The organism is Xanthomonas sp. NCPPB 2632 (assembly GCF_041228075.2).
In the GTDB taxonomy this organism is placed as follows: Bacteria; Pseudomonadota; Gammaproteobacteria; order Xanthomonadales; family Rhodanobacteraceae; genus Luteibacter.
This window is the reverse complement of the sequence record NZ_CM192979.1, coordinates 4,430,607-4,449,860: the sequence shown is the minus strand read 5'-3', so window position 1 is coordinate 4,449,860 and position 19,254 is coordinate 4,430,607. Positions and strand designations below refer to the sequence as shown.

General features: G+C 69.1%; 18 protein-coding genes. 9 read left to right on the top strand and 9 right to left on the bottom strand.

The genetic code is table 11. The features are described from left to right. The first annotated feature begins 39 nt into the window (after positions 1 to 39). Complete coding sequence (locus AB8808_RS19290) at positions 40 to 2,499, top strand: autotransporter outer membrane beta-barrel domain-containing protein (protein WP_369931130.1); 2,460 nt, start codon at positions 40 to 42, stop codon at positions 2,497 to 2,499. Positions 2,500 to 2,517: 18 nt separating this feature from the next. On the opposite strand, the gene AB8808_RS19285 is transcribed toward AB8808_RS19290, so the two are convergent. From AB8808_RS19285 to AB8808_RS19270, 4 genes are read right to left on the bottom strand one after another with little or no spacing between them, the layout of a single operon-like run. Next, positions 2,518 to 3,534, bottom strand: coding sequence for a Csu type fimbrial protein (locus tag AB8808_RS19285; protein ID WP_369931129.1), 1,017 nt, complete (start codon positions 3,532 to 3,534; stop codon positions 2,518 to 2,520). Further along, positions 3,531 to 5,843 carry a fimbria/pilus outer membrane usher protein gene (locus AB8808_RS19280; protein WP_369931128.1) on the bottom strand — a complete coding sequence of 771 codons (2,313 nt, stop codon included), beginning with the start codon at positions 5,841 to 5,843 and terminating at the stop codon, positions 3,531 to 3,533. The genes AB8808_RS19285 and AB8808_RS19280 overlap by 4 nt, the downstream gene beginning before the upstream one ends. 1 nt (position 5,844) lies before the next feature. Beyond that, complete coding sequence (locus AB8808_RS19275; RefSeq protein WP_369931127.1) at positions 5,845 to 6,573, bottom strand: fimbrial biogenesis chaperone; 729 nt, start codon at positions 6,571 to 6,573, stop codon at positions 5,845 to 5,847. 2 nt (positions 6,574 to 6,575) lie between these two features. Next, positions 6,576 to 7,082 carry a Csu type fimbrial protein gene (locus AB8808_RS19270; protein ID WP_369931126.1) on the bottom strand — a complete coding sequence of 169 codons (507 nt, stop codon included), beginning with the start codon at positions 7,080 to 7,082 and terminating at the stop codon, positions 6,576 to 6,578. A gap of 247 nt (positions 7,083 to 7,329) precedes the next feature. Here AB8808_RS19270 and AB8808_RS19265 point away from each other — a divergent pair, with 247 nt between their 5' ends. The 6 genes from AB8808_RS19265 to AB8808_RS19240 are packed head-to-tail and all read left to right on the top strand — an operon-like array spanning position 7,330 to position 12,409. Then, positions 7,330 to 8,307, top strand: a complete 978-nt coding sequence (locus AB8808_RS19265; protein ID WP_369931125.1) for an alpha/beta fold hydrolase — start codon at positions 7,330 to 7,332, stop codon at positions 8,305 to 8,307. A gap of 19 nt (positions 8,308 to 8,326) precedes the next feature. Continuing rightward, on the top strand, positions 8,327 to 8,731 hold the full coding sequence (locus AB8808_RS19260) for a hypothetical protein (RefSeq protein WP_369931124.1): 405 nt from the start codon (positions 8,327 to 8,329) through the stop codon (positions 8,729 to 8,731). Next, positions 8,724 to 8,918: a helix-turn-helix transcriptional regulator gene (locus AB8808_RS19255; protein ID WP_285402762.1), complete on the top strand. Its 195-nt coding sequence runs from the start codon at positions 8,724 to 8,726 to the stop codon at positions 8,916 to 8,918. Before AB8808_RS19260 ends, AB8808_RS19255 begins: the two co-directional genes overlap by 8 nt. Positions 8,919 to 8,922: 4 nt before the next feature. Then, positions 8,923 to 10,506 (top strand): alpha/beta hydrolase, encoded by a 1,584-nt coding sequence (locus AB8808_RS19250; RefSeq protein ID WP_369931123.1) that lies wholly within the window; start codon positions 8,923 to 8,925, stop codon positions 10,504 to 10,506. Next, entirely contained in the window at positions 10,503 to 11,237 is a 735-nt protein-coding gene (locus AB8808_RS19245; protein WP_369931122.1) for an ABC transporter ATP-binding protein, read from the top strand. Before AB8808_RS19250 ends, AB8808_RS19245 begins: the two co-directional genes overlap by 4 nt. Next, entirely contained in the window at positions 11,234 to 12,409 is a 1,176-nt protein-coding gene (locus tag AB8808_RS19240) for an ABC transporter permease (RefSeq protein ID WP_369931121.1), read from the top strand. The genes AB8808_RS19245 and AB8808_RS19240 overlap by 4 nt, the downstream gene beginning before the upstream one ends. On the opposite strand, the gene AB8808_RS19235 is transcribed toward AB8808_RS19240, so the two are convergent. Next, positions 12,406 to 14,517: a TonB-dependent receptor family protein gene (locus AB8808_RS19235; RefSeq protein ID WP_369931120.1), complete on the bottom strand. Its 2,112-nt coding sequence runs from the start codon at positions 14,515 to 14,517 to the stop codon at positions 12,406 to 12,408. The genes AB8808_RS19240 and AB8808_RS19235 overlap by 4 nt on opposite strands. A 119-nt stretch (positions 14,518 to 14,636) precedes the next feature. Here AB8808_RS19235 and AB8808_RS19230 point away from each other — a divergent pair, with 119 nt between their 5' ends. Further along, entirely contained in the window at positions 14,637 to 15,485 is an 849-nt protein-coding gene (locus AB8808_RS19230; protein WP_369931119.1) for a class I SAM-dependent methyltransferase, read from the top strand. A 1-nt stretch (position 15,486) separates the two neighbouring features. Beyond that, positions 15,487 to 16,041, top strand: a complete 555-nt coding sequence (locus AB8808_RS19225) for a pseudouridine synthase (RefSeq protein WP_369931118.1) — start codon at positions 15,487 to 15,489, stop codon at positions 16,039 to 16,041. Here the strand turns inward: AB8808_RS19225 and AB8808_RS19220 are convergent. The 4 genes from AB8808_RS19220 to AB8808_RS19205 are packed head-to-tail and all read right to left on the bottom strand — an operon-like array spanning position 16,026 to position 19,227. Further along, on the bottom strand, positions 16,026 to 16,637 hold the full coding sequence (locus AB8808_RS19220; protein ID WP_369931117.1) for a 2-dehydro-3-deoxy-6-phosphogalactonate aldolase: 612 nt from the start codon (positions 16,635 to 16,637) through the stop codon (positions 16,026 to 16,028). The two genes, AB8808_RS19225 and AB8808_RS19220, sit on opposite strands and share 16 nt — an antisense overlap. Next, on the bottom strand, positions 16,634 to 17,527 hold the full coding sequence (locus tag AB8808_RS19215) for an SMP-30/gluconolactonase/LRE family protein (protein WP_369931116.1): 894 nt from the start codon (positions 17,525 to 17,527) through the stop codon (positions 16,634 to 16,636). The genes AB8808_RS19220 and AB8808_RS19215 overlap by 4 nt, the downstream gene beginning before the upstream one ends. Before the next feature lie 34 nt (positions 17,528 to 17,561). Beyond that, on the bottom strand, positions 17,562 to 18,560 hold the full coding sequence (locus tag AB8808_RS19210) for a 2-dehydro-3-deoxygalactonokinase (RefSeq protein WP_369931114.1): 999 nt from the start codon (positions 18,558 to 18,560) through the stop codon (positions 17,562 to 17,564). A gap of 52 nt (positions 18,561 to 18,612) precedes the next feature. Beyond that, the gene (locus tag AB8808_RS19205; RefSeq protein WP_036139282.1) at positions 18,613 to 19,227 is read right to left on the bottom strand and encodes a DedA family protein; all 615 of its coding nucleotides are present in this window, start codon (positions 19,225 to 19,227) and stop codon (positions 18,613 to 18,615) included. Between the last annotated feature and the right edge of the window lie 27 nt (positions 19,228 to 19,254).

Here is a 19,254-nt window from a genome sequence, read left to right as displayed (position 1 = left end):
ATAAGTTCACTTCCTCTCATCGCGAGCAAGGAAGTGCCCATGATCGTCTCCCACGGCCGGCGCCATGCGCTGGCGGCCGCGTTGCTCATCGCGTTGACCACACCCGCAGCGGCGGCGGATTTTCCGTACGGCATCCTTGTCGAGAGCGGTTCGGCCCTGTCTCTCGCATCGGGCGACACCGTGTCGGTCAGCGGGACGGCCACCGGGCGTGCCATCACGGTCGCCTCGCGGGCCTCGTTCGACGCCACGGGTGCCGCCGTCAGCAACCGCACCAGCGGCAACCCGGCCGGCTATGCCTACGGCTTGCTCGTCTTCGACGGCAGCGACTCGGACATGCAGGGCGGCACGATCGGCATGCTCGGCGATCGCGCGGTGGCCGTGCAGGTCCAGGGTGCCTCGCGCGCCGTGTTCCGCGATATCGACATCGCCACCGCCGGCAACGGCAGCCTCGGCATCGCGGCCGTCGGTGGTGCCGACATCGATGGGCAGGGCACACGCATCGAGGTGACGGGGACGGACAGCACCGCCGTACTGGTGCGTGACGGCGCTCACGTAGGCATCGGCGACGGCGACGTGCTCACGCGGCAGGCGCATGTCGGTGCCGTGGTGGTGGATGGCATGGGATCCACCTTCACCTCCCGGCGCAGCCGCATCACGGCGCAGGGCGAACAGGCATGGGCGATCACCGGTACGGGAGGCGAGGTCCGGCTCCATGCCACCCGGCTGGAGGGCGCCGGCGGCGCTTTCGGCAGCGGGGGCCCGGGCACCGACCCACTGCGCGTGCACCTGCTGGAGGGTTCCCGTGCCGTGGGGCATGTCGAGAGTGGCCATGCCACGCTGTTGCTGCGGATGGAGGACAGCGAACTGGTCGGTGACATGCACCGCCGCGGCACGGGTGAACTGGATGCCGGGCTCACACGGTCGCGCTGGACGGGTCGCGCCGCGGGTGTGAATCGCCTGCGCCTGGATGCCAGCGACTGGTTCGTCACCGGGGAGACCGATGTCGGGCAGCTGACACTGGCGGGGGCCTCCACCGTGGCCTTCGCCAATACGGGCACCGGCTTCGCCAGCCTGCGCGTCGGTCGCCTCGACAGCACCGGCGGCGAGGCGACGGTGCGCCTGCGTACACGCCTGGATGCCGGTGGCGCGACGGCCCGCCAGGGCACCGATCGCCTTCTCGTCCAGGGCGATGCACTCGGCACCACGCGACTGGCCATCGTCCCTGCCGGTGGCCGGGGCGCCGCGACCGCGCCGGGTGCGGGTGGCGGCATCAGCGTCGCGCAGGTGGGCGGTGCGGCCAGCGAGGCATCGTTCCGGCTGGCCGGCGATTACGTCGTCGTCGGGCCGTGGCGCTATGGCCTGCACGCGTACGCTCCTGGCGAGGCGGATGCCTCGCAACGGCGTGTCGAGGGCACCGGCAGCGATTACTGGGATTTTCGTCTGCAGAGTACGCGGACCGACCGGCATGGCCGTGCGCTTGGCGTCTTCAGGCGGTCGTTGCCGGCCGGCCCGGCGGATACCGCGTCGGCCGATGCATCGCCCCTGCCCGCCTCGCGCGCCGCCCTCGCGCCACAGGTGCCTGCCTACCTGGCACTGGCAGGGGCGTTGTTCGGCCATGCGCGTGCGTCCCTCGACGCAGCGCACCCGGACGATCTCGCCGCCGCGCACGATGCCGCGCTGCGCATACGCGGCTTCGTCGGTCACACGCGCTACCGGAGCACGTTGCCGTTCGACCGCTTCGGCGTCGACAGCCAGCGCAGCGACACGGGTGTGCAGTTGGCGGGCGACCTCGTCGCCATCGAATCCGATGCATCGCACACGCGTGCGGGTATCGTCGCCAGTGTCGGGCGTGCACGCATCGCACCGCGCGCCGTCGATGGCGTCACCTCGGCACGTTCGGAGAGCCGCGGTCTGGCCCTCACCTATGTGCTGCGCGGCGACGCGGGCTGGCGCGTCGATGCGGCCTATGCGGCCAGCCATCACCGCGTGGCGGTACGTAGCCAGCCGCGGGGTGAGGCCCTCGCCCGGCTGCGCGCGAACGGCAACGACGCGTTGCTGGCCGGCACGCTGCGATGGTCGCCCACGTCGTATCTGGCCGTGATGCCTGGCGCGTCGTTGCTGTGGCAGCGCCAGCGCTTCACCGCCGCGCAGGACCGCGATGGCATCGTCGTGGGCCTGGGTGCGCCGGAACGCCTGACGCTTCGTGCCGGCACGCGCGCCACACTGGCCTTCGTGTCGCACGGCCACTGGCTGTCGGCCTGGTCCGCTTACCTGGATGCGGGCTATGCGGCTACGCGCGACACCGGTACGCAGGCCGTTCTCTCCGGCATCCGCTTCGCCACGGGCGGAGGTGGCCGCCAGGTCGACCTTGCCGCTGGCGTGTCGGCGGAACTGCGCGGTGACATCACCCTCTCCGCGGACATCGATCGACGCGTCGCGATCGGCGGTGCCGGTGAGTCCGGCCTGGCGCTGCGCGTGGGACTGGCCATGACCTTCTGAATACATGCCGGTCCGCCGTCAATAGGTGATGGTGACCGTGACGGTATCGCTGTAGGTACCTGCCCGCGCCGCCGTCTGAACGGGCAGGCGGCCATACACGGTCAGTGTCTGCTCCGCACCGGTGCCGGTGCCCGTGGCGGTATCGGTGTTGAGGGCGGCGCCCCAGCGCAGCGTGCGTGCGGTGTCCCGGTAGAGTTCGTAGGTGACGAAGCGGGTTCCATCCGTCATGCGTCGCGTCGTGCCCGATGCGTTGCTGCCGTTGTCCAGGCCCACCTGGTAGGCGGCACGGTTGGTGCAGGTGGCGCGCACCAGCGAGGTCTGGTCGGTGACGGTACGCAGCAGCCCGGGCACGCTGCCGAAGTTGAGGTCGGTGGCGGTGCCGAACGTGCAGCGGGCGGCGACGTTTGCCGTGGTGGTCATGGACGGCGCGGCCACCGTCTGCGCGGCGACGGTTCCGCCAGCGCTGCACGAGGCGGGGTAGGTGCCAATGGTCAGCAAGGCTTCGTTGTAGCTCCAGGTCAGGGCGTTGCCTGTGAGCGAGCCGAGCAGGGTGCCGCTGTAGCTGCCAGGCGACAACGTGCTTTGCAGCGCCGGTACCTGCCCATAGATCGTGAGACTGCCGGTGAGCGTCGCGCCGTTGGACAGGATGCCGATCTGCCGCGTGAAGGCCTGCGGTGTGTAGGTCGCATTGTTTACCCGCCCCCAGATCGACGTGAGGCTGGCGTCCTTGAATACCTGGTACTGCATGCGATCGTTGTTGGCGTTGACGATCGTGCGGGGCGAAAAATTCGCCAGGTCGTCCGTTCCCAGGCTGACACACGCGGATATGTAGCTGCCGTACAACGATCCGAGCACGCCGGAATAGGTGCAACTGTAGTTGAGCGTCGCCGTGGTGGTCACCGTCGTGCCCGTCGGGTCCACGGGGCCGAACGCGAGGTTGCTGATGCTGGTGATGCTGCACGTCGTCGTCGCGTCGGCGCGCGGCGCGGCAAGCAGGACGCCGAAGGCCAGCAGCACAACGGCAAGCCACTTCATGGCGTGCCCGCCTTGCAGGTGAGCGGACCGAGTTGCGGCAGGTCGTGCGCCTGCGCCGGATAGGTAAGCGTCGCACGGCAACGCGCGCCGCCGGGAAGAGTCACGTCGAGCGGTGTGTCGCCGCCCTGCAGGTTGTCGAGGTACACCAGGCCGTCGTAGCCGACAACGGCGGGCGATGATGCATCGCCCGTCGCCACGCGTGCCCCCACCGGCAGCGGCTGCCCTGCCTCGTCGACGAGGATCGCCGATGCCGCGCGCACCCGCTTCACGGGGAATCGCACCACGACGCCTGCGCGATCGGAGGGCGCGACGATGGTTTCCACGCGTTGCACGCGCTGGTCGGCGGGCAGGTCGATCGGGTCGATCGCCAGCCGGTTGTCCTGGTAGGCCATGAGTCGCGATACGAGCAGCAGTCCCCGGCTGTCGGTCACGCCGGTGCGCCGGTTTTCCAGGAGCACCGGAATATCCGGGGTGCCTTCCGTCGTCACCAGGGCGAAGGCGTCGTCGATCCGGCGTGCGGCGAAGGCGTGGCCGCCCATCAACACGACGGCGCCGTTGGCGTCGGCATACGCGTAGGACGCGGCGCCGAAATTGCTGGCACCCACGGTCAGCTGACCGCGGTTGCCCAGCCAGCCCAGCTCCGCCAGGCCGCCGCCGGTCGATCCGCTGCGGCCTTGCACATGCCAGCCGAAACCACCATCGCCGTCGATCGGCCGGCTGGCATCCACGATGCCGAAGGTGCGATCACGATCGCGCTGCACCGAAGTACTCCATGTCGTGCGCTGGTCGAGCGCCATGGTCGCGCCGATGAAGAAGCTGCGGTCGGCTGCGATATCCAGGTTCTGGTTGTAGCTGGCGTTCAGCGAGATGCCGCGGCCGATGTTGCGCAGCAGGAACATGCCCGCATAGCGCGTGGCCGGCTGTCCGCCATAGCGCAGGCGTACGTAGTTGACGCCGAAACTCGATGCATTGAGGTTGAAGCCGAGCAACGCGCGATCGCTGGCGCGCGGTGGTGGCGAACCATAGCCGCCGGCGACATCGTCGTACCGCGCATCGCTGCGCAGCGTGTCCACCGAGGCGTTCACATGGCGCCCGTTCCACGACAGGCCCGCACCGTATTCAGTGCCACCGCTGCGGGACCGGGCGTAGGAGCCGTTCAACACCATGGCACCCGCAGGGTTCCACACGATGCCGGCGCCTGCCGTGCCGCGTCCGTCGCCCGCCTCGGTGTGCGACTCCAGCGTCAGCCGGTCGGTGACACCGCGCCGCCAGGTGGCACTGGCGACCGGTTCGCTCCCATAGGCGAACGAATCGATGCCGTAGGCCTCGCGCACCGTGCCCAGTTCCACCGACCAGTCCGACAGGCCGGCACGCAACAACTGACGCGCGGCGTAGAACGGAAAGGTCACCGTGCTGCTCCTGCCCAGCGCGTCGGTGAGCACCACCTGCGCCTGGCCGGCCTGGTCCACGCCGGGTACGGCGGTGAGCTGGAACGGGCCGGCGGGCACCTTGCCGTTGTACTGGCGGATGCCGTCGATGTAGAGCTCCACCGAGGACGGCGCGGTGGCCTGGCCGAAGAACTGCGGCAGCGGCGTCGTCACGCGATAGGGCTGCAAGGCGAAGTCCGTGCCGTAGGCAATGCCGCCGATCCGCGTGGCACGCGACCAGGACAGGGCGCCGGTAAAGGTGTCGCCGATGGTCAGCGTCTGCGACCGGTCGGGGAACGACAACCGCCATTGCGTATCCAGGCGCACGGTATCGCCCTGCCAGCCGACGCCGGACGTCTGGTAGCGACGACTCAGCGAGGTCGTGCTCAGCACGCCCAGGCCGTCCGTGAACGCACGCAGCTCGGCCAGGCCACTGACGTTGCTCGCGCCGCCACCGTGCGCGGCATACACGTCGTAGTTGAGCAACAGGCCGGTCCCGCTGGAGGCCCGCGTCGCACGGCGCTCGGGCACGTTGAGCACTTGCGTCGGCAGGTTCAGCTGGCCGGTGGGCACGTCGATGTTCACGCGCTGCTGGGCGACATCGTAGGTGTAGCGTACGTCGGGCATGTCCGGCAGGCAGCGTGGATCGCTGCCGGGCGGGAGCACGAAGCCCAGGCCACGCAGGTCGGCGGCCTGGGCGCAGAGTGCCTCGCCACGGCGGATGAAATGCACCAGCGCCTCGGTCCGCGTGCCGTTGAGCACCACTTCCAGGTAGAGGTCTTCGCCGACACCGCTCTCCCGCGTCGCCACGGGCGGCGGCAAGGCATCGGTCGCGGTGGGGTGCCCGTCCGCGTGCGCGCTGACGGCGGCCACGGCCAGCATGCTAGCGGCCGTCCGTATCCACCGCCAGCGTCGACTCGGACGGCTCACCGTTGATCCTCGCGCGCAGGAGGCCATCCGTGTGCCGCGCATCCGGCGGGAGCTTCCAGCGCATCGTCGAGCCGGGCAGCGCATAACCCACCAGGCCGGGCAGCAGCGGGATGCGCTGGCCCTGCCTGCCTTGCCATGCCAGGTCCGCGACCTGCGCGTGGCTGTTGCCGTCGTTGCGGATGCGCACGTGAGGGCCCTCCGTATCGCTCTCCCACGTCGCCTGCAGCGTCGCTTTCATCGTCGGGTCGCCCGCGGGTGCCAGGAACACCGGCACGGAGTAGCGCAACACGAACTTCAGCCCCGGCTTGTCGCTGGCGTCCACGGGCAGTTCGTCCACGATCACGCGGTAGGCGGTTTCCCTGCCGTCCGCCGCCGGGGCGACCTGTCTGATGACGCGCACCAGTTGGCGGTCGCCGGGGGCGATGGTCACCATCGGCGGGCTCACGACGAGGTCGCGAGAGGGCGTCAGCACATCCTTGCTGTCCGCCTGGGTCCAGCGAAACACACGCACCTGCGCATGCAGCGATTCGGTGCCTGTGTTGGTGAGCCACAGGGCTTCGGCGGGTGTCGAGGTGGCCAGCCGCAGTCCGATCGGCGATACCTGCAGGCCACTCGCGTGCGCAACGCACGCCATCGAGGCCAGCGCGCCGGCTATCGCCACGCGGAATGGCCAAGGGCGCACCGTCAATAGGTGATGGTGGCGGTGATGACGTCGGCGTAGCTGCCGGCGGGGAAGTTGCTGCTGGGCACGCGACCGTACACGGGCACGGTCTGAACCGTGCCGCTGCCGGTGCCGGCGTAGGTATTGCCGCCGGTACCCGTGGTGCTGCCCCAGACATCGGCGGACGTGCGCGTGGCCGCGCGGTACAGCTGGTAGGGTACCTGCGCCGTGCCGCTGCTCATCTTGCGGGTGTTGGCGTCGGTACCGTTCTGGCCGTTGTCCAGCGCAATGGTATAGGGCGCACTGGGCGTGCAGTTCACGTTGAGCGCACCCTGGTTGTCGGTGTTGGTCGCGGTGGAGGGCTGCGTACCGAAGTTGACGTCGGTGGGCGCCGTGGTGCTGATGTCGCACGCGGCGGTGATGGTCACACGCACGTTGAACGTGGTGGTTGCGGTGGCGGCCTGCACCGAGGCGGCGGTGACGGAAAGCGCCAGCAGGGTGGCGGTGGTGGCAATGCGGCGGAAGGACATGGCGCTCTCCTGTGGGCGGGACGACGCGTCGCTAGGTCGACGCTTGCCGGCGTGTGCTCCCGTAGGCTGCAAGGATCGGGGAAGCGAAGCCGCCGCGTGCGTGAAGACCACCATCACGTGCCGGAACGACCTGACGATGCCGAAAGCGTCCATGGATATGTAAAGGGTGCTTGACATGTCGAGTGCGCAGGCCCAGGATACATGTCAAGCGTGCTTGACACGCTCCACGTCCCACGGGAGGTTCGTCATGTCGCACCACGTCACGTTTCGCCTTGCCGCGCTCGCTATAGCCGTATTCACCGCCGGTGCCACCCAGGCCGCGACGTTCGCGCCAACCGCCACGGCAGGGTCCGCCGCCGCGAGCGCTACCGTCGCCGCCGCCCCGGTGGCCGCCGAGACCTTTACCGTGGGCCTGCTGAAGGTCGAACGCTTCGGCAGCACGGGCCGCCCCGTGGTGCTGGTCCCGGGCCTGGCCGGCGGCACCTGGGTCTGGCGTGACACCATCGCGGCGCTGGCCGGCGATCACCGGGTCTATGCCGTCACCCTCGCCGGTTTCGACGGCACGCCGCCCCCGTCGGACGACGGGGTCTGGCTCGATCGCGTGGACGCCTCATTGGCCGACCTGCTCCGCCGGCCTGGCATGGACAAAGCGATCGTGGTCGGCCACAGCGTGGGTGGTACGGTGGCCTTGCGCTTCGCCGGCAGGCATCCGCAGCTGTCGGCCGGTATCGTTGCGGTCGATGGCCTGCCGATCTTCCCCGGCATGGAACACGCCACCGCCGAGCAGCGCAGCGCCATGGCCAAGGGCATGCGCGCCCAGATCGAAGCGGCCTCGCCGGAGGCCTTCCAGGCGCAGCAACTGGCCTACATGCAGACGATCGGCACGCGCGATCCGGCCACCGCGACACGGGTGGCGCCGCTCAACGCGCGCAGCAACCAGAAGGCCGTGGCCCGCTACATGGCCGAGGACCTGTCGGCCGACTTCCGCCCGGTACTCAAAGATGCCCGGGTACCCATCCTGGAACTGGTGCCTTACGACCCCGCCTATGCGGCTACCGGGCCGACGCCGATGACCGAAGCGAACAAGACCGCGTACTACGCATCGCTGCTCGCCGATGCGCCACAGGCGAAGGTGGTCGCGATCGCGCCCTCGCGGCACTATGTGATGCTCGATCAGCCGGCGGCCTTCCAGAAGGCACTCGCCGATTTCATCCGCGCGCACTGAGGGGAGACCGGCGATGGCCATGCGTGCCGTACACAAGCGTTACCTGCGTGAGTTCTTCCCGGCGATGGCGGCCTATGTCGTGCTCCTGTTCGTCTCGGTCGCCTGGCTGAAGACACTGGAAGGCACGGCGGCCCGGGCGATCGTCACCCTGCTGCCGACCCTGCCCATCGCCTTCGTCATCCGCGCCATGGTCCGGGTGATCCGCGACCAGGACGAATTCGAGCGGCGCATCGACCTGGAGGCCATCGCCATGGCGGGTGGGATCGGCGGCTTCGGCTTCTTTACGTTCGGCATGCTGCTGCATGCGCACGTCATCGCCGCACCGCCAGCCGAAGCCATCGCCACCTGGGTGCTGCCCGTGCTGATGGGGCTGTTCGGCATCACCAAATGCGCCGTGCGCTGGCACTACCGCGGCGATGCATAACCGTGTCCGTGAACTACGCACCGCGCTGGGCTGGTCGCAGGCCGACCTGGGCGAGAAGCTGGACGTCTCGCGGCAGACCGTGAACGCGGTGGAGACCGGCAAGTACGACCCCAGCCTGCCGCTGGCCTTCAAGATCGCGCGCCTGTTCGCGTTGCCCATCGAATCCATTTTCGCCCCCGAGGAATGACGGCATGAAACGTCCCCCACGCATCGCCATCATCGTCGTTCTGCTCACCACGGCGATGGCGGGGCGGCACCTGGTGATGTCCCGGCATGACGCGTCCGCTGCCCATGCCTCCACCCCGGCGGCGACACACACCGCGGTGCCGGCGGCCACCAATCCCGCGCCGCCGCGCGTCTGGCGCCTCGGTTCCGTCGAGCTGAAGCCGTGCGAGTTGCCGCAGCCACACTCGGGCCTGTCGACCGCCGCATGGTGTGCGCCCTTCGTGGTGCCGGAAAATCGCGCCGAGCCGCACGGTCGCATGCTCACCCTGCGCCTGGCCGTGGTGCGCAGCAGCGCCCAGGTGCCGGCGGACGACATGCTGGCCTTCATCGCCGGCGGTCCCGGCCAGTCGGCGGCGGAAAGCTACTCCGGCATCGCGCCGGCCATGGCCCCGCTGCTGGCCCATCGCAACCTGCTGCTGCTCGACCAGCGCGGCACCGGTGCCTCCCATCCGCTGAGCTGCCGCGACGACGAGCCGGGCGCACCGGCAGGCGCGGCGGAGGTGCACGGGTTCGATGCCGGCGCGGTGCGGCGCGAGACGCAGCATTGCCTCGACCAGCTGTCGCAGGATGCCGACGTGCGCTTCTACACCACCACCGATGCGGTGGCCGACCTGGAGGATGTCCGCCGTGCGCTGGGCTCGCCGAGGTTCGATCTGATCGGCGTGTCCTACGGCACGCGCGTGGCACAGCAGTACGCCATGCGTCACCCCGACGGTTTGCGTACCCTCGTGCTGGACGGCATCGCCCCCAACGCGCTGGTGCTGGGCGAGGATTTCGCCGTCAACCTCGACGCGGCGCTGAAGGCGCAGTTCGCTCGTTGCGAGGCGGACGACGCCTGCCGGGCGCGTTTCAGCGATCCCTACCAGACCCTGTTCCAGTTGCGCGATGCGCTACGCGCCAACCCGCACCTGGTCAGCTTCCGCGATCCACAGAACTACGCCTCGGTGAAGCGCGTGCTGAGCGAGCACGCCCTGGCCACGGTGGTGCGCATGTTCGCCTATTCGCCGGAAACCGCCGCCTTGCTGCCCTTGTCCATCGACGCTGCCGCGCGGGGCGATGTCGGCCCCCTGCTGGGCCAGGCGAAGCTGCTCACGGGCGATCTGGGCGACACCATGGACGGCGGCATGCAGTATTCGGTGATCTGCAGCGAGGACGGCGACCTCCTGCAATCGCGTCCGCAGGACAAGGACACCATCCTGGGCGACACCATGATCGAGGCGTTTCGCGCGGCCTGTTCCGTCTGGCCGCACGGCACGATGCCGGCCGACTTCCACCAGCCGCTGAAGAGCACGGTGCCCGCCTTGCTGATGTCCGGCGAATTCGATCCGGTCACGCCACCGCGCTACGGCGACGACGTGCTCAAGGGCCTGCCCAACGGCCGCCACCTGGTGCTCCGGGGCCAGGGCCACAACGTGATCTCGCGCGGCTGCATGCCACGCGTGCTCGACCATTTCATCGACACGGCCGACGCGAAGGCGCTGGACGTGACGTGCCTGGAGCGGCTGCGACCGCTGCCGGTGTTCGTCGGATTCAACGGAGCCACGCCATGATCGAGGTAAGGGACCTGCACAAGGCCTTCGGCACGGTGCGCGCCGTGAACGGCGTGAACTTCACCGCGCGCGACGGCGAGATCACCGGCCTGCTCGGCCCCAACGGGGCGGGCAAGACCACCACGCTGCGCATGCTGTACACGCTGATGCGGCCCGATGCCGGCCAGGTGCTGGTGGATGGCGTGGATGCCTATCGCGATGCCCTCGCGGTGCGTCGTCGTCTCGGCGTGCTGCCCGATGCGCGCGGCCTGTACAAACGGTTGACCGCCGCGGAGAACATCGATTATTTCGGCCGGTTGCACGGCATGTCGTCCGACCTGCTGGCGCGACGTCGCGAGGTCCTGATCGACGCCCTGGAAATGCGCGATATCGCCGATCGCCGCACGGAAGGGTTTTCCCAGGGGCAACGGGTCAAGACGGCCATCGCCCGTGCGCTGATCCACGATCCGCGCAACGTCCTGCTCGACGAGCCGACCAACGGCCTGGACGTGATGGCCACGCGCGCCATGCGCCGCTTCATGCGGCAGTTGCGCGACGAGGGACGTTGCGTGCTGTTTTCCAGTCACATCATGCAGGAGGTGGCCGCGCTGTGCGATCGCATCGTGGTGATCGCGCAGGGGCGCGTGGTCGCCGACGAAACACCTGCCGCGCTGCTGGCGCAGACCGGCCAGGCCACGCTGGAGGACGCATTCGTGGCGATCATCGGTACCGACGAAGGACTGGCCGCATGAGCGCGTTTACCGCGGTGTACTGGAAGGAAGTGCGCGAGAACCTGCGCGACCGGCGCACGCTGGTCAGCGCCCTGGTCACCGGGCCGCTGCTGGGTCCGATCATCTTCATCATGCTGATGAACGTCATGACCAACCGCGAGCTGGCCAAGGCCGATCGCAACATCGACGTGCCGGTGATCGGCGCCGAGCTGGCGCCCAACCTGGTGGCGGCGCTGAAAGGGGCCGGCATCGACGCCGATCCCGGCATGGCCGATCCCGAGAACGCCGTGCGCGAACAGCGCGCCGATGTCGTGGTGCGCATCGCGCCGGACTACGCCAAGGCGTGGAACAAGGGCCAGAGCGTGCAGGTGGAACTGATCTACGATTCCTCGCGTCGCGACGCGTCCACGCCCGTGCTGCGCGTACGCAGCGTGGTGGAAAGCTACGGCCGCCGCGAGGGTGCGATGCGCCTGATCGCGCGCGGGCTGTCGCCGACCACGGCCTGGCCCGTGCAGGTGGCCGATCGCGACCAGGCCACATCGCAATCGCGCTCGGCGCTGATGTTCTCGTTCCTGCCGTACTTCTTCACGCTCACCGTGTTCCTCGGCGGCATGTACCTGGCCATCGACCTCACCGCCGGTGAGCGCGAGCGCCAGTCGCTGGAGCCGCTGTTCGTCAATCCGGTAGCGCGCTGGAAGATCCTCGCCGGCAAGCTGGCGGCGATCTGCACGTTCTCGCTGGTCAGCCTGTTCCTGACCATCGCCGCGTTCATGACGGCGCCGTGGTTCATCCCGACGGAAAAACTCGGTATCGCGCTCGACCTGGGCCTGCGCTTCGGCGCCCAGGTGGCCTTGCTGATGCTGCCGCTGATCCTGCTGCTGGCCGCGTTGCAGTCGCTGGTGTCGGCCCTGGCCAAGAGCTACCGCGAGGCGCAGACCTACCTGTCGATCCTGATGATGATCCCCATCGTGCCGAGCGTGCTGCTCTCGGTCGTTCCGGTGCGCGCGGAGCCCTGGATGTATGCGGTGCCGCTGCTGGGCCAGAACCTGGGCATCGTGCAGCTGCTGCGCGGCGACGGCATGCCCGCCTGGCAGATCGGCACCTGCCTGGCCGGCGGGTTTGCCGCGGCGTTGCTGGCCACGCTGGGCGCGGCCATGCTCTACCGTTCCGAGCGCCTGGCGATCTCGGCCTAGCGCCAGCGCAGGTCCACGCCCACCAGGAACGTGCGGCCAGGCGCGGGTTCGTCGTAGCGCCCGTTACCGTCGTTGACGATCACCGAGCCGACCACGTGCCGGTCGGCAAGGTTGTCCACGCGGGCGAAGGTGTTGATCCGCCACGGGCCATCGTCCACGACATAACCCGCCGACAGTCCGAACAGGGCGTAGCCCGCCACCGAGGCCGTGCCCAGGTCGTTCGCCGAGGTCGCGCCCACCGCGTTCATGTCCAGGCCCGCCTGCCAGCCTCGCTCGGCACCGTACGTCAGCGCGGCATACGCGGTGGATCGCGGCACGCCCGGAATACGCGTGCCGGCCGTCACCGGCGTATCGGGCGCGGCGCAGCCGGTGCTCGCGCAAGTGAGGAACGGCGTGCGGAAACTCGCCTGCAGGCGCGTATAGGCCGCGACGACGTGCAGGTCCGGCGCGATCTCGCTCTTGAACGAGGCCTCGATGCCCTGGCGTCGCGAGCGCGCGATGTTCTGGTAGGTGGTACGGCCGCCGAGGTTGGTCGCCACGGCCAGTTCGTCGTCGCTGTCGGCGCGGAACAAGGCCAGTCCGGCTTCGGTGTGGTCCGAGGGCTGCAGCTTCAGGCCCACCTCGCCGTTACGCGAGCGCGAGGGCCGCAGGTCGAAGGCCAGGCCGGCCCCGCCGTCGTTGCGGTAACCCAGTTCGGAGAAGGTAGGCGTCTCGAAGCCGCGACCCCAGTTCGCATAGACGTGCGCCCACGGCGCGGCGCGCCACAGTACGCCGAACACCGGCGTGGTGGCGCTGTACGTCGTGCTGCCGCTGTCGTCGGGATTGCCCGGCGCCATATAGCGATCAGTGGAACGGAAACGTACCTCGCTGTGGCGCAGGCCGCCCATCAGGCTCCAGTCGTCGGCCACGCGCCAGGTAGCCTGTGCGTACTGGTCGAAGTCGAACACGCGGTCGATCTCGTCGCGTCGCTTGTCGCCGCGCACGCCCAGCGTGCCGCCCACGAAGTTGTTGTAGCCCTGCCGGTGCTGTGTCTGGTTGTCGTAGGCGACGCCGGCGGCGATCTCGAACGGCCGTCCGGCCAGCGTGTCGCTCCAGGTCCAGCGGGCGTCGCCGCCACCGTACTCGTTGGCGAGGTCCACTACGCCGCCCGAGTTACCCGGCTGCGCCACCTGCGTGGCCTTGGGTATCGACAGGTACTGGGTCACGCCTCGTTGCCCGTAGTAGCCCATGACGCGCAGGCTGTTGGCCGCGTCGAGCCGCTGGTCCCAGATCAGCCCGGCCTGTTGCTGGTCGGCCGATTTGCGGGTGTCGTAGGTGTCGGCCACGGTGGCGACCTGGCGCGGATCGGCCTTGAACTGCGCCTTCGTCAGTCCGAGCGGGTCCTGCGCATCCGGTATGTCCACCGTGTTGACCACCAGGGTGAGCTTCGTATCGTCGTCAATCTTCCAGCCGACCTTGGCATTGCCCGATTCCCGTCGCGCCGCGCTGTGATCGCGGTAGCCGCTGGTGCGGAAATGGCTGAAATCGACGTTGTAGTCCACGGGGCCGTCGACGCCCCGCGCGTTCACGGACGTGCGCAGATTGCCATTGCTGCCACCGGCAACGCCGAAGCGCAGTTCCGGCGGCTCGGTGCCGTCGGCGGTGAACACCTGCACCACGCCGCCGGAGGCATTCCCGTACAGGGCCGAGAACGGGCCGCGCAGCACTTCCACGCGCGATGTCGAATCCAGGTTGAAATGCGACACCTGGCCCTGGCCGTCCGGCATCGTCGCTGGAATGCCGTCGGTATACAGGCGGATGCCGCGGATGCCGAAGGTGGATCGCGCGCCGAACCCACGGATGGAGACCTGGGTGTCCTGCGCGTAATTCTGACGATCCCGCGCCACGATGCCGGGAATGGACTGCACCCGTTCGGACAGGTTCACGTCCAGCGAGCCGTCGGGCGGGGTGGCCACCACGTCGATGGCCGCGGGAATATCGTAGGGTGCCTGGGCGGTGCGGGTAGCCGTCACCACCACCGGTGCGAGGGTGGCTTCCTGGGCGGAGGCGGTACCCGCCAGTGCGATGAGCACGCCCGCGGCGAGCGGACGGAGGAGGGACGGCGGCATGCGAAAATCCTGCGGGGGCGGGCGCCCTGGGAGGCCTGGCATGCTGCACTGCAACCGGTGTAGCGGTGGTGATGCCCCGTGCTAGCCTTCCGGGCCACATCCCCCAAAACGGTGTCGCCATGAAGAAACTCGCCTTTGCCTGCGCCGGCCTGCTCGGTCTCGCGCTTTCGCACGCCGCCCTGGCTGCCGGCGCCCAGCAGCCGACGCGCGCCGCATCGCCCACCGGCGTCGACGCGACCAGCGCCGCCCAGCTCGACAAGGCTGTTGCCGGTAGCTGGCGTTCGCCGGAGAACAAGGCGCGCGACATGTATCGCCACCCGCAGCAGACGCTGAGCTTCTTCGGCGTGCGCCCGGACATGACCGTCATCGAGATCTGGCCGTCCGGTGGCTGGTTCACCGAGATCCTCGCTCCCTACCTGCACGACAACGGCCACTACATCGGCGCGGTGGAAGCGGGCTCCAAGAGCACGGCGGCCCTGCAGAAGAAGTTCTCCTTCGCCCCGGCGCAGTACGGCAACGCGAAGATCATGGAGTTCAACCACAAGGCGCCGGTGCTGGGTGCGCCGGGTTCGGCCGATCGCGTGCTGACCTTCCGCAACGTGCACAACTGGGCCGCCGACGGTAGCGCCGAGGCCATGTTCAAGGCGATGTTCGCGGTGCTGAAGCCCGGCGGCGTGCTGGGCGTGGAAGACCATCGTGCCGACGCCGGCAAGAAGCTCGACGACGTGGTCAACTCCGGCTACCTGCCGACCGACTACGTGATCAAGCTGGCCACCGATGCCGGGTTCAAGCTGGACGCGCAAAGCGAGATCAACGCCAACCCGAAGGACGATCACAACCATCCCAAGGGCGTGTGGACCCTGCCGCCCTCGTTCGACATGGGCGCCACGGACAAGGCCAAGTGGCAGGCCATCGGCGAGTCCGACCGGATGACCCTGCGCTTCGTGAAGCCCGCCGCCGCGAAGTAACGTGCTGGTCGCGCTGAACAAGCCCTTCGGGGTGTTGTGCCAGTTCACCGACGACGCCGGCCGGCGCACGCTGGCCGACGTCGTGCCGCACAAGGGCGTGTACGCGGCCGGCCGGTTGGACCACGACAGCGAAGGCCTGCTGCTGCTCACCGACGACGGCAAGCTGCAGCATCGCCTGGCCGATCCGAAGCACAAGCAGCCGAAGACGTATGTGGTGCAGGTGGAGGGTGTGCCGACGGAAGACGCCCTCGACCGGCTACGCCGCGGCGTCACGCTCAACGACGGCCCCACGCTGCCGGCCGGCGTGGCGGGGATCGACCCACCCGACTGGCTGTGGCCACGCGATCCGCCCGTGCGCTTTCGCAAGACGGTGCCGGACGCGTGGCTGCGCATCGTGCTGCGCGAAGGGCGCAACCGGCAGGTGCGACGCATGACGGCGGCCGTGGGGCTGCCGACACTGCGCCTGATCCGCGAGGCCGTCGGCGATTACCGCCTCGACGGCCTGGCCCCGGGGGCCGTGCGGATCATCGACCCGACGCGTCAGACCGAACGATAAGCGGTGACGAAGGCGGCGGCGCGCTCGCGCGTGCGTGCCACGGGCTGGCCGGGTTTGTAGAGGTCGCTGCCCAGTCCGGCGCCGATGCAGCCGGCATCGAGGAACTGGCCCAGGTTCTCCGGGGTGACGCCACCCACGGCCAGCAACGGCACGTCCGGCGGCAGCACCGCGCGGATGCTCTTGATGTACGCGGGGCCGAGGTTCGACGAGGGGAACAGCTTGAGCGACTGCGCACCGGCAGCCAGCGCCGCGAAGGCTTCCGTCGGCGTCATGAAGCCGATGGCGGTGTAGAGGTTGCGCTCGCGTGCCTTGCGGATGGTGGCGGGATCGGTGTTGGGCGTGACCATCAGGTGGCCGCCCAGGTCGGCCACCTGGGCGGCCGCCTCGGGCGAAAGCACCGTGCCCGCACCGACCAGCGCGCGTGCGCCGGCCGTTTCCACCGCGAGCGGGATGCTGCGCTGCCAGTCGGGCGAATTCAGCGGGATCTCGATGGCGTCGAAGCCCTCGGCGATCAGCGCCTCGACGTGCCCGACCACCTCGTCGGGGGTGATGCCGCGCAGGATCGCGATGAGGGGCAGGGCGGTGGGCCAGCTCATGACTGCACTCCGTGGCCGTAACGTGCCTCGGGCAGGCCACGGCCCCGTGGCGGCGTGCCGATGAAGATCGCTCCGTTGAGCGGCTCGTCGCGGACCGTGGCCTCGTCGATGCCCTTGTGCGCGGAGGTGATCACCATCTGCGCCAGGTCCGTCCCCGCAAAGCTGACGCAGCTGGGTTGGCGCGCGGGCAGCGGAATGATCGTGTCGATGCGCCCGTCCGGCGCGTAGCGAACCACGCGCGACGCACCCCACTGGGCGTTCCAGAGGAACCCGTCGGCATCGATGGTGGAACCGTCCGGCTCGTGGCCCGCATCCACCTCGGCAAAACCGCGGATGCGATCCACCTCGCCGGTGTCCGAATCGTAGTCGCAGGCCATGATGCGAGCCGTCGGCGAATCGGTGAAGTACATCGTTTCCCCGTCGGGACTGAAGCAGATGCTGTTGGTGATCGCGGCCTTGGGCAGGGCCAGGCGGCCCAGCTGGCCGTTCTTCGTGTAGCGCCAGAACGAGGCGATCTGTTCGGGGCCGCGCTCGTTCAGCGTGCCGAAGATGAAGTTGCCGCCGCGGTCGCAGCGCCCGTCGTTGGTGCGTGTGCCGGGAAGGCCGGCCTCGATGTCGTCCAGGACATGCAGGCGGCCATCGCGCGTGTCGAACCGCCCCAGCTGTTTCTCCATCGCCAGCAGCAGGACGCCGGGCTCGTGGGTCAGCGCGAAGCAGCCGACGCGCGCAGGCAGCACATGCTCGCGCACCACGCCGGTGGCCGGGTCGTAGTCGTGGATCGTCGACGTGGCGATATCGGTCCAGCGGACCAGGCCCGTCAGGTCGTCCCAGATCACGCCTTCGGCATGGGCCTGGCGCTGCGGGGAAAGGGGTTTGAACGAATCGGTCATCAGCGGTGTCGCCTGTGTTCTTGGGCCTGAAGGGTTACGCGACCAGCCCGCGGCGACGGGCCACGGCGATGGCACCGGCGCCGGCCAGGTCGCACTGCATGTCGTCGCCGACCACCGTCAGCGTGCCGGAGAAGAAGCCATCGTCCTCGACCAGCCGCGCGATCGCTTCGCGCAGTATGGGCTTGCCGCTGACGACGAAGCGTGTACCCGGGTGCATCCGGATCGCGCTGGAGTGTTTCAGGGTGAGGATATCGGAGGCGAGCACGGCCCCGAGCAGGAAATTGGCCCGCGCGTTGGCGTCGTGGCCGGTGAACTGGTCGAGGATGCGCACGCTGAAGCAGGTGCGCCCCAGCCCGACCCGGTGGGCGGACGCGGCGCCGGCCCGCAGCATCTCCGCATCGATGTGCGTGGCGAAGCCGTCCTTCAGCGACCCGGCCAGGATCGTGTCGTGCGAGATCACCTGCAGCAGCTCGCCGGCCAGGGTGGTGACGCAGCCGTCGATGCGACCCTCCTGGTCGATGCTGACGAACTTGGAGTGCGAGCCGGGCAGCGCGATGACCGCCGGTTCGGTCAGTGCAAGGCGTTCGACCAGGGCCAGTGCTTCGGTTTCTTCACCGCGCATCATGTCCATGGCTTCGACGTTATGCAGGTCGATGGGCCCCACGGCGTTGCGCACGCCCGGCACGAAGGCGATGGGCGCGTGCCAGACACCCTCGATGCGCACCTCGCGCATGGCCGCCGCCAGCTCGTCGATGCCGGCCGGCGCGGGCACGTGCGGTATCTCGCACAGGCCCATGTTCGAGGTGATCATGCCCGAGGCCAGCACGGGGCCGATGTCGCTTTGGCTCATCCCGGCGGCGAAAAGCACCCCGGCGATGGCGTCGCGCAACGCCTGTTCGAGCTTGCCCGTGCTGCCGGTGATGGCGGTGTCGCGCACCCCCACCGGACGCGAGGTCAGGGCGACGGCTTCGCCGTCCTGCCAGGCGGTGACGCGGGTGTTGGTCGTACCGGTGTCGATGGTCAGGATATTCATCACGTGTCCTCTGGAGGGCATGCGTCTTGTTCGGAGGGACTGCGCCTGGGCGTCAGCAGTCGCCCGCGGATTTCTTCCGGCGCCACCAGATCACCGCCAGCGCGATCAGCGCCGCGGCGATGGCCAGCCAGATGCCGGTCTGCCCACGACGGATCCACATCGACAGCCAGGCGTGGTTGTGCGCGCCGAAGTAACCCAGGTAGACCCAGATCGGCACGCTGATGGCGGCGGCGAGGCCATCCAGCAGCAGGAAGCGGAAGAAGCCCACGCGGTGGGTGGCGCCGGCGGTGATGAACACCGCGGTACGCATGCCGGGCAGGAAGCGCGCCACGAACATCATGCGGTTGCCGTACTTCTCGAATTTTTCCTGCACCTTCGTGTAGCGCTCCGGCGTGAGCAGGCGGGACACCACACGCCAGCTCATGATCCGCGCGCCGAAATGGCGACCCAGCAGGAACATGGTGGAATCGCCCACCAGCACACCGGCCATGCCGATACCGACCATGGTGTGCACGTCGCCGTAGCCCAGGCCCGTGATGATGCCGCCGGCGACCAGGGTGATGTCCTCAGGCAGGGGCACGCCCGCCCCGCAGAGCATCAGGGCGAAGAAAACGGCGGCATAGCCATTGCGACCGAAGAAGTCGACGAGGTCGTTGAGTAGATCCATCAGTGGCGCGTGAAGCCGGCTGGGGCC